We start from the raw sequence: 9,834 nt of genomic DNA, 5'->3' as shown, positions 1-9,834 counted from the left end.
TCGCTGCGCCCGGAATAGACCACCACTGGCCGCACACCACTCATCGCTGCGCCCCGACGAACGTCGGCGCCAAGATCTCGTCGGCCACCTCCCCCACCACAACCGCCAACTCCCGACCACCGGAATCACCCGTGGCCACCAACCGCGCCACCAACTCCCGCAACAACGTCCCCACCACCATGGCCTGCACCTCAGTCAAAGTCGGGTCCCACACATCAGGCCACTCCCCACGCGGCTCCTCACTCGCATCATCAAGGGCCAGACTCTCCCTAATGCTCCGAGCCCTTTCGGCAAACGGGCGCAGTGCACCATCGGGAGCGCCTCTCCGGTAAGTCCGCGAGGACAACAGGTGCAGGCTGGGATCGACAACCTCTCTGGCACTGACACCCGAGGGCCCGGGCTCCGCCAAAGCCGCCGCCAAACCATCCAACTTGTCCCGGTGCACCACAGACACCTCAGCAGTCTCAGTCACCTCGAGCAACGCCGCGGCAGCCCGCCGCAACCTCGCATAACGATCCACGAGTTCGTCACCGGTCATCACAGCCTCCCAAGAGCATCGATCAAACTCTCCACCGTGCCAGACCAGGTGACATTCTGGTCCTTGAACTCCTGCTGCAACGCCAGGGCGCGCTCCTGCGCATCGTCGTAATTGTCCGCCACGTTCTTCAGCGCCTCAAACCAGCGGTCCTCCGGCACCCGGTCCTCGAAACCCTGCTCGACGATGCTCGGTCCGGCATTGGCCGCCGAGAACCCGTCGCCGAGCCAGCGGCCGAAGCCACTGCTGGACGGGACCACGACGGGCACCCCCGCCCCGGCGGCCTCCTGGGCGGTGAGCCCGAAACCCTCGGCGCGCGAGGTCATGACCATCACATCGGCATCGTCCAAGTCGGTGTGCAGGTCGGCGCGGTCCGTCGTGAACGGGCGCACCTCGACTTCGGCTCTTGCCACAACGGCGAGCTGTTCCTGCTGCTCCACCACCTGTTTCGCGGGTACACCACGTACGGTCAGCTGCACAGGGCGCCCTGCGGCCTGCAACATGGAGACCACTCGCGCCGCCTCCTTGGCGCCCTTCTGGCCGACGTCGGCCCGGCCGAACAGGAGCACCTTCATCTCACGGCCCTCGATGGAGCGCGGTCTGCGGTCCACGAACTCCATCCCGGGGATCAGCTCGTGCACCTCCTTCGTCGCCACCGGCCCTCCCGCCGCTCTGGCCTGCTCGACCATCTCCCGCACGTTCTCGGCGATGGCCGGTCCGACGCCGACCGCGAGGTCCGCCCCCGCCACCAGGTCGCGCTCGATGGCGTGGTTCACGATACCCGCGGCCCGGTCGTTCGGATCGTCGTCCGCCTTCACCCGACCGAGGGCTTCGGGCACCATGTGGACGAAGTGGACCAGCTTCGCGTCCGGGTACCTGGCGTCGCGGGTCGCCGCGGCGTCCGGGCCGGAGAAGCGCGTGTGCCCGATGACGAAGTCGACGTTGTCGGGCATGTCGTCGGGATCGTCCGCGGTCCCGAGCAGTGTGCGCGAATCGGGCGAGGCAGGCAGGTCCCGGGGACCGATGATCCGCAGGTTGGGCCGCTGGGCGTCCGCGTAGCGGGAGGCGTCCTCGCCGATGCGCACGATCACGTTGTGCCCGGCGTCGGCCAGCGCCTCGGCGAGCGCCCGGTTGAAGACCACGACGCCACCCTTCTCCGGGCTGTACTCCGTGCACACCATCAGGAAGGTGTGGGTGACGTCGTCGGCGTCCTGCGCGTCCGCGGTGTCCCTGCGCTCGTCAGGCGTGGGTCCCGGGTCGGTGGCCCGATCCGGCTCAGCCCCGTCCTGGACCCTCTCGGGATCGGCGGTCGGGTCTCGGCCGGAGGGCTGGTCCTGGGCTGTGTCCTGGTCCTGGCTCCGGTTCGGGTCGCCGTCGGGGCGCGGCTCGTCGGGGGTGTTCGGGTCGGCGCGGTGTGCGGAGTCGGTGCGATCGCGCCGGTCCTGCGCCTCCTCCGGGCGACCGAGGTGGTCTGGACGACGCGGTTCGGCCGCCGGGTCCGGCGACCGCACCGGCGTATGGTCCCGATGGGCATCAGGAGGGCGCGCGGCGGCCGGACCGGTCCGCGGCTGCCCGTGCGCGCCCGGCAGCGGACCGGTGCCCGGTCGTGGCGAACCGGGTGGTGGTCCTTGGACGGACGATCCCGCGCCCGGCGGCGGGCGATGGCCCGGCGGTGGCTGACCATGGCCCTTCGGCGGAGCGTCGCTCCCTCGGGGCGGGACACCGTGCGGTTGGGACGAGCCCGGGGGGCGTGGGCCCTGCGGCGCGGGACCGTTGCCCCGCATCGGCCCGCCGTGGCCCGGCTGCGATGAACCGTGGCCGGGCTGCGGCGGTGTGCCTGCCGCTTGCCGCGGGCGGTCGCCCGGCGTGCCCGACTCGGGCGCACGGGGCCCAGGTCGCGGGAGACCCCCCTGCGGCTGACCTGGTCCCGGTGAACCGGGTGCGCGCTGCGGCTGCCCCTGGTGGGGCTGGGCGCGGTCTGGCTGCGCCGAACCGTGCGCCGGGCTCTGCCGATCCGACCGCGGTGGCACGTTCGCCGGGCGCGGCGCCCCCTGCTGACCCGCCTGCGGTGCGCCATGCGCTTGCCGGGGCGGGACCTGACCCGCTCGCGGCGGTCCTTGTCCCTGGGGCGGGGTGCTGAGGCCCTGCCCGGACGAGCCAGGTCCCTGCGAGGGCAAGCGGCTCTGCCGGTCGGGTGCCTGCTGAGGTGGTGCCCCGGCAGGCGGCCCACCCGGGCGCCCGGTGGGCGGCCCCGACGCCGGTCGGGACCCTGCCGGGTCGGAGGATGGGGCGGGCGTCGGTTGCCGGGTGGGCCCCGCAGGCGATCCCGGCGCCGACGTGGCAGCAGGGGGCGAACCAGACGGGCGCGCGGGCGCACCCGGACGGGCGGCCGGGGCGCTCCGATCATCCGGTGTGGTCGGCGGCCCCGGCGGACGCGCGGGCGTCCCCGAACGCGGAGCGTTCGCGCCGTCGGACGCGCTCGGCGAGCGCGATGGACGGGGACGAGTCCCGGGGGTGTCGGAGCCCGGGGGCGAGGTCGCGGTGGTCGGCGCACGGGATGGCGCGGGCGTCCCAGGGGTGCGGGGAGCGGCGGTGCTCGCGCCCCCTGGCGGGCGGGGAACGGACTTGCCCAGGCTGTCGCCCGACTGGCGGAGGTTGGACGCGTTCGACTGGTCGGTGCCCCGGGCTGCCTGGGCGGTGTCCTTGACCTTCTGGCCGCTGGTCTCCGCCGAGGTGGCCGCGCGGGCCACGCCTTCGCGGGCGGTGCGGACGACTTCGTCGGCCCTGGTCATCGCGACCTGGCCGAACACACCCGCGCTCTGCGACGACGCGCTGATGTTCAGCCTGCCGCCGATGCCATCGCGGATCTGGTCTGCCCGGCCGGAGAAGCGGCTGCCCACGGAGTCCAGGGCGTCGGGGTCCACCCCCGTGCCCGACGCGACGCCCGCGCCACCGGAGCCGACCGGGCTCGACGTGCTCGGACCGCTCGACCCGCCGTGGTGGGACGAGCCGCCGCGCCTGCGCGTCATGAGCCGGTCGGCCGACCGGGAAGGGGGTCAACGCATGGCGGCACGACCCCACCCGCGACCCCGGTGCCCTCGCACGACTCCGTCACAACCCGTCCCCCACGGCGGTCAGATCAGCCCGGCGACGTTCCCCCGAACGGCCGTCGCTGCGCCAGGCTGTCACACCACGACCGGCCGCACGTCGAAAACGTGGCAATGTCCGTGGAGATCCGCCGCGTTTCGAGCGGGTCGACACCGCTCGCAACGTGCGGCAGGCCACCCACGAGGTCTTGTCCGACACGCCCGCCTGACTTCCAGGACCGGCATAAAGTGCACCGGTGTCCGGAGCCACGATGTCGTCGATCTCCTCGGGGCACCCCCACCTGAAAAATTAACATGCCTCTGACCTGCTAAGACCATCAAAATTGGCCGGGAGCCGGGAGCCGGGAGCCGGGAGCCGGGAGCCGGGAGCCGGGAGCCGCTGACGCTTGACGGGCCGGTCTGTGTCCGCTGAGTTCGACCGGCTGGTCTCGAGCCTGCCGCTGCGCGCCCGGTACCGGCGCCGCCTCGGAGTGGAAGACGAGCGGTTGGTGGTGGTCGCCTCCACCTGGGGGGTGGACGCGGCGGTGGGCAGGCGGCCCGAGCTGCCGATGCGGCTGCTGGCCGGGTTGCCCCACGACCAGTACCGGGTGTGCCTGGTGGCGCACCCGAACCTGTGGGCCGCGCACGGCGGACGCGACCTGGAGGTCCTGTTCGCCGACGAACTCGACGCGGGCATGCTGCTGCTCCCCCCGGACTCCGGGTGGCACGCCGCGCTGGTCGCGGCTGACGTGGTGGTCACCGACCACGGCTCGCTCGGCCTCTACGCCGCCGGACTGGGCAGGTCGCTGTTGCTGACCGACCTGTCCGCGGAGATCGAGCCCGGGACTCCGGTGGCGGACCTGCAGCACCTCATCCCGCGGCTCGACGTCACCGCGGACCTGCGCACGCAGATCGACAACGCCCTCCCGCCGGAAGACCACCGGGCTCTCGCCGAGCGGGTGTTCGCCAACCAGGGCGGAGCCCACGAGCGCTTGCAGGACCTCATCTACCGGTTGCTGAAGACCGCCCCGAGCCGGCCTCCCGCCCTGCACCGCGCACCCGACCCCACTCCCGTGGCCCACCGGCCCGCTGCCGCTTTCCGGGTTCGGACCGCCGCGGCTGGGAACGGCGTCTCAGTGGAGCGCAGGCCCGCACAGGCCCAGCCGCCCCGGGAGGGATGGCACCTGGCGGTCGAGGAGGGCGCGAGCAACCTGCGCTTGACGCAGAAGGCGTCGATCATCTACCGCGAGGACCCGGCGGACGAGGCCCAGGCGGTCGCTTTGGCCTCGTCGGCGCTCGCCGCGTACCCCGGCGCGCGCATCGCCGCAGCCGCTGTTGCGGGTGGGGCGGTGGTGGTGGTCCGCGGCGGACGGCTCGTCCGCGCGACGTCGACCGCTGCTGTGTCCGTGATCGGCTCGGTCGTCCACCACCTGCTGCTGACCGGGTGCCTCGCCGACGGCGAGCACACCGCCGACACCGGCGCCCGCCGGGATCGGCTGGGCCTGCGCGTCAGCCCAGGGCGGCCAACCGGGCCGTGAGCTCGTCCGACCCGGCCGCCGCCGAGTCGGACCTGGATCTCCACCATGCGGGTGACGTGGAGGCGGGCCGCCTCCACGTCACCCCGGCGCTCCGCGAGGTTCGCGGCGGCTTCGCGCGCCCAGGACTCGTGGAACAGGTCGTCGCCCGCGACCAGCACGTCCACGGCTCGGCCGAACGCCGCGCCGGCCTGATCGTCATCGCCGAGGGCTTCGTGCACCCTGCCGATGGTGATCAACGCCCGGCCCTCCATCTTCGAGTCCGGGACCTCGCGCAGCAGCTCCGCCGCCCGACCCAAGGTCGCCTGGGCGTCGGCCAGGTCACCCAGGGCGAACCGGGCGCACCCGATGAAGTAGGTCAGCGACGCGGCACCGCGCAGATCGTCCATGCTGGTGAACAGGTCCAACGACCGCTGGAAAGCCGCCAGCGCCCGCGCGTGGTCCCCGACCGCCTCGTGGTGGCGACCGTCCATCTCGTGCACCGACGCCACCAACCGGGTGTCCTCGGTGCCTGCCAGCAGCGGGAATGCCTCATCGAGCTCCGCCCGAGCGCGTGCGGTGTCCCCGAGGTCGATCCACGCCCGCGACGCGAAGCTGCGCAGCCGGGCTTCCGCCTCGGCGTTGCCCGCGAGCCTCGCCGCCCGCGAGCCGAGTTCGCTGGTCTCGGTCCAGTCGACCAGGTACCGGCGGTTGGCGTACAGGGCGGTGGCCGATTCCGCCAACTGCCACGCCTGGTCGTACCAGCCCTGCTCCAGCGCGGTGCGGACCCCGGCGGCGAGGTTCGGCCGCTCGACGTCCATCCACTCCAGCGCCGCGGCCTTGTCACCGGAGAACGGGTCCTCCCGGCCGGTCAGCACCTGGTCGTGCGGAGTGCACCGGTAGCGACCGGGTCCGAGGATCGCCAGGTCGCCGAACGCCGCCGACACCAGCAGGAACCCCACGGCCCGCCGGACCCCGGCCGCCAGCTCCGCCGGGTCGGCCGCCGCCTCGCTCGCCGCGTGCCTGCGCACCAGCCCGTGGAAGCGGTGACGACCCCCGGTCACCTCTTGGAGCAGCCCGGCCTCGACCACCACATCCACCAGGTCCGCGCAACCGCCCTCGTCGATGTCGAGCACAGCGGCGGCGAGCTCCACCGTGAAGTCCGCGACCGGCGACGCCCCCAGCAGCCGGTAGAGCCGAGCGGCGTCCCCGGGGAGCTTGCGGTACGCGACGGCGAACACCGCGCTCACCTTGTCCTCACCGTTGACCCGGAACGCCCCCGCGCCCCGGCGGGTGTCGGCGATCTCCTCGACCAGCGCCCGCACCGTCAGGGAGCGCCGCCCCACCAGCCGAGCAGCGGCCACCCGCAGCGCGACCGGCAGCCCGCCGCACTCCCGCACCAGCGCGGCCAGGTCGGGTTCACCTCCCGCCGCCCGGGCGCCGCACAGCTCCCGCAGCATGTGCGTGCCCGCTGCCTCGTCCAACGGCCCCACCTCGACCACGTCCGCCCCGTCCAACCGCAGCTCGGTCAACTGCGCGTTGCTCGTGACCAGCACCGCGCTGCCCGGGGCCTGCGGCCGGAACGCGGGCACCTGCCCGGGTTCGGCCACGTCGTCCAACACGACCAGCACCGGCGAGGCCGCGGTCTTCGACCGGAACAGCCCGGCCCGATCGGCCAGCGAGGCCGGGACCAGTTGCGAGGACACCCCCAGCGCCAACAAGCACGAGCCCAGCGCGTCGCCCACCGCTTCCTGGTGGTCGGCGACCGCCACAGCCCCGAAGTCGACGTACAGCTCGCCACCGGGGTACGCACCCCGGTTCAACTCCACCAACCGCCTGGCCAGCGCCGACTTGCCAGCCCCCGGCAACCCGGTCAACACGGTGATCCGCGACCCGCGCCCCTCCCCCGCGCCCAGAGCCCCGCCGCCCGCTGCCAACTCCGCGGACCGGTTGACGAACCGGACGGGAGCCAGGGGCACCTGGTGGGGCACGTCCGCGGTGGGGACGTGGTGGAAGTGCACGTCGCCATGGATGGCGCGCGCCTGCACGATGTTCCCGTGGTGGTTCCCCTCCACGCGGTTCCTGGACCCCGGATCGCCCGACACCACGCCCCCTGAACGCGACGATGAGAACACGAGGGTACCGAGAAGATCGCCGGTGCGGGTGCACAAGTGCCCATGTGCTCCCGCACCCGCCCATCGAGACCACCGACTGGTCGGGGTGTGGGCATCGAGGTCGCGGGGACGGGTAGTGGGTGACGGTCCAGCGGGCGGTCTCGCCCGATTCGGCGTCGACTCCACTCGATCGAGGTTGTGGTGCCGGGTGGCGATGACGGTCCGATGAGTGCCGATCTGGCAATCGTGTGAACCGATCCGACCGGACGAGGCAACCTGGACGTGGTTGCTGTCGCCAGCCACTTGTCGGTGTCATTCTCCTTGTGCGGCAGGAAAACCTTGCCGCGACGATTCAGCGGGATGAGATGGGGGATCATGAACAGGACGCGGTGGAAAGCGGTTTCGACTTCCGCGGTGGCGGTGGCGGCATGCCTCAGTGCGATGGCCCCGGCCTCGGCGACCACCCTGGTCATACCGTGCACGCCCGACCCGGCGAACAACCGCTGGTCCTGCACGAACCGCCCGAACACCGAAATCATCGACGACCACGTGACCGTCGGTCACCTGCAGCGCTCCCGCAACTACTTCTTCTGCCGACAGGACGGCGATGGCCCGCTCGGCACCCACTGGATCTACACCCGAGCCGACAACGGCAACTACGGGTTCGCCCGGGGCAACGACGTCTTCGAAACCGACGGCCTGCCCGACTGCTGACCCGCACGACGCCGGACGACCGGCACACCGATGCCGACCGGGCAGGGGCAGACCGCTTCGGCCGTCTGGCATTCCGAGCAGTTGACCCGTTGCCCGTACCGAGCGAGGTTGTCGAGGACACGACGTGCCGATGGCCGCGGCCATCGACCGGGTCGACCGGTGCGCGGGCGGATTTCCGCGGAGCTGTGGCCGCGAGTCCACGGGGACTCGCGGCCACAGCGGTCAGAGCAGGCCGCGCTGGTAGGCCTTGACGAGCCCGCGGGGGACCATGAGCTTGCGGCCGTCGAGCGCGGTGACCGGCACCAGGTCGGGCGCGGTGGCCTTCCACTGGGCGCGGCGGGAGCGGGTGTTCGACCGGGAGGTCTTGCGCTTGGGGACGGCCATCAGCCCTTGCCCCCGCGCACCCGGGCGCCGTAGCGGCGGTTGAACTTCTCGACCCGGCCCGCGGTGTCCATGACCCGCTGGTTGCCGGTCCAGAACGGGTGCGAGTCCGAGGTCACGTCGACCGTGATCAGCGGGTAGGTGTTGCCGTCCTCCCACTCGACGGTCGTGGTGGAGGTCGCGGTCGAGCGGGTCAGGAACGACTTCCCGGTCGCCTGGTCGCGGAACACCACGGGGTGGTAGTCGGGGTGGATGCCCGGTTTCATGGTTCTTCCCTTCTGGTGGGCGGGACCCCGGGGTCGACGCCCCCGGTGTCCCCGCACGGGTCGGCGTGCCGGGCGCCGAACGGATCGGGGTGGCGCGCCCACCGGCCCCGTCGGCCGGTCCGGCGTCGGTGAGCAGGTGGATCGGGCGACACACACCCCTCCTAACGACAATGGTTTCCACATCGGTCGACGCACACGCTACTCTGGCCGACGTCCAGATGAAAATGACACCCATTTCTAGGAGGTCATGTGTCCGCGGTGTGCCAGGTGACCGGGCGCAAACCGGGTTTCGGCAAGCAGGTGTCGCACTCCAACCGGCGCACCTCGCGCCGCTGGAACCCCAACGTGCAGCGGCGCCGCTACTGGCTGCCCTCGCAGAACAGGTGGATCACGCTCACCGTGTCCGCCAAGGGGATCAAGACCATCGACAAGCTCGGCGTCGAGGCCGTCGTGGCCAGGATGCGCGCGAGCGGGGCGCGGATCTGATGGCGCGCAACGAGATCCGGCCGATCGTCAAGCTCCGGTCCACCGCCGGGACCGGCTTCACCTACGTGACCCGCAAGAACCGCCGCAACGACCCGGATCGCCTGGTGTTGCGCAAGTTCGACCCCGTGGCGCGCCGCCACGTCGAGTTCCGGGAGGACCGCTGATGGCCAAGAAGTCCAAGATCGCCAAGAACGAGCAGCGCAAGGTGATCGTCGCCCGCTACGCCGAGCGCCGCGCCGAGCTCAAGGAGACGGCCCGCTCGCCGAAGTCGACCGACGAGGAGCGCGCGGCCGCGTGGGCCGCGCTGCAACGGCTGCCCCGCGACGCGAGCCCGGTCCGCATCCGCAACCGGGACTCCGCGGACGGCAGGCCCCGGGGCTACCTGCGGGCGTTCGGCCTGTCCCGGGTGCGGATGCGCCAGATGGCCCACCGCGGCGAACTGCCCGGTGTCAGCAAGTCGAGCTGGTAGGAGGTTCCCGTGCCCAAGCCAGAACGCCGCCCCGGCAAGAAGAAGCCCAACCCGCTCATCACGGCGGGCATCGACACCGTGGACTGGAAGGACGCGGTGCTGCTGCGCAAGTTCATCTCCGACCGCGGCAAGATCCGCGCCCGACGGGTGACCGGTCTCACGCCGCAGCAGCAGAAGCAGGTCGCCGTCGCCATCAAGAACGCCCGCGAGATGGCCCTGCTGCCCTACCCCGGCCCCGCCCGCTCCTGATCCCGCGCCGAACCCCGGCA

Annotated in this window: 10 protein-coding genes; 5 read left to right on the top strand and 5 right to left on the bottom strand. The window is 72.3% G+C overall.

What is annotated here, in order from left to right:
* Positions 1–40: 40 nt before the first annotated feature.
* From UO65_RS18900 to UO65_RS18885, 3 genes are all read right to left on the bottom strand, one after another.
* Complete coding sequence (locus UO65_RS18900) at positions 41–538, bottom strand: hypothetical protein (protein WP_152551922.1); 498 nt, start codon at positions 536–538, stop codon at positions 41–43.
* Positions 538–2,046, bottom strand: a complete 1,509-nt coding sequence (locus UO65_RS36825; protein WP_035284396.1) for a glycosyltransferase family 4 protein — start codon at positions 2,044–2,046, stop codon at positions 538–540. The genes UO65_RS18900 and UO65_RS36825 overlap by 1 nt, the downstream gene beginning before the upstream one ends.
* A 2,815-nt stretch (positions 2,047–4,861) precedes the next feature.
* Positions 4,862–7,210: an ATP-binding protein gene (locus UO65_RS18885; RefSeq protein ID WP_052021349.1), complete on the bottom strand. Its 2,349-nt coding sequence runs from the start codon at positions 7,208–7,210 to the stop codon at positions 4,862–4,864.
* A gap of 453 nt (positions 7,211–7,663) precedes the next feature.
* Here UO65_RS18885 and UO65_RS18880 point away from each other — a divergent pair, with 453 nt between their 5' ends.
* Positions 7,664–7,963 carry a hypothetical protein gene (locus tag UO65_RS18880; RefSeq protein ID WP_152552153.1) on the top strand — a complete coding sequence of 100 codons (300 nt, stop codon included), beginning with the start codon at positions 7,664–7,666 and terminating at the stop codon, positions 7,961–7,963.
* A 222-nt stretch (positions 7,964–8,185) separates the two neighbouring features.
* Here the strand turns inward: UO65_RS18880 and rpmF are convergent, their stop codons facing one another.
* Complete coding sequence (gene rpmF, locus UO65_RS18875; RefSeq protein ID WP_035284388.1) at positions 8,186–8,347, bottom strand: 50S ribosomal protein L32; 162 nt, start codon at positions 8,345–8,347, stop codon at positions 8,186–8,188.
* Positions 8,347–8,610, bottom strand: a complete 264-nt coding sequence (locus UO65_RS18870; RefSeq protein WP_035284385.1) for a type B 50S ribosomal protein L31 — start codon at positions 8,608–8,610, stop codon at positions 8,347–8,349. The genes rpmF and UO65_RS18870 overlap by 1 nt, the downstream gene beginning before the upstream one ends.
* Before the next feature lie 249 nt (positions 8,611–8,859).
* On the opposite strand from UO65_RS18870, the gene rpmB reads away from it, so the two are divergent.
* Genes rpmB through rpsR form a run of 4 tightly spaced genes read left to right on the top strand, consistent with a single transcriptional unit; the run spans position 8,860 to position 9,814 of the window.
* On the top strand, positions 8,860–9,096 hold the full coding sequence (gene rpmB, locus UO65_RS18865; protein ID WP_035284383.1) for a 50S ribosomal protein L28: 237 nt from the start codon (positions 8,860–8,862) through the stop codon (positions 9,094–9,096).
* A complete protein-coding gene (rpmG, locus tag UO65_RS18860) occupies positions 9,096–9,260 on the top strand; it encodes a 50S ribosomal protein L33 (RefSeq protein ID WP_035284381.1) in 165 nt (54 codons plus the stop codon). Before rpmB ends, rpmG begins: the two co-directional genes overlap by 1 nt.
* Complete coding sequence (gene rpsN / locus UO65_RS18855) at positions 9,260–9,565, top strand: 30S ribosomal protein S14 (RefSeq protein WP_035284379.1); 306 nt, start codon at positions 9,260–9,262, stop codon at positions 9,563–9,565. Before rpmG ends, rpsN begins: the two co-directional genes overlap by 1 nt.
* A gap of 9 nt (positions 9,566–9,574) precedes the next feature.
* Positions 9,575–9,814, top strand: coding sequence for a 30S ribosomal protein S18 (gene rpsR / locus UO65_RS18850; RefSeq protein ID WP_035284376.1), 240 nt, complete (start codon positions 9,575–9,577; stop codon positions 9,812–9,814).
* Positions 9,815–9,834 lie beyond the last annotated feature (20 nt).

The sequence above is a fragment of the Actinokineospora spheciospongiae genome, from assembly GCF_000564855.1.
Taxonomy (GTDB): Bacteria; Actinomycetota; Actinomycetes; order Mycobacteriales; family Pseudonocardiaceae; genus Actinokineospora; species Actinokineospora spheciospongiae.
Note: the sequence above shows the minus strand (reverse complement) of the source record. Positions and strands in the feature narration are given on the sequence as shown.

Excerpts from the sequence above, each read along its gene's own strand:
- UO65_RS18900 (WP_152551922.1), bottom strand. The coding sequence starts at position 538 with ATGACCGGTGACGAACTCGTGGATCGTTATGCGAGGTTGCGGCGGGCT.
- rpmF (WP_035284388.1), bottom strand. The coding sequence starts at position 8,347 with ATGGCCGTCCCCAAGCGCAAGACCTCCCGGTCGAACACCCGCTCCCGC.
- UO65_RS18870 (WP_035284385.1), bottom strand. The coding sequence starts at position 8,610 with ATGAAACCGGGCATCCACCCCGACTACCACCCCGTGGTGTTCCGCGAC.
- rpmG (WP_035284381.1), top strand. The coding sequence starts at position 9,096 with ATGGCGCGCAACGAGATCCGGCCGATCGTCAAGCTCCGGTCCACCGCC.
- rpsN (WP_035284379.1), top strand. The coding sequence starts at position 9,260 with ATGGCCAAGAAGTCCAAGATCGCCAAGAACGAGCAGCGCAAGGTGATC.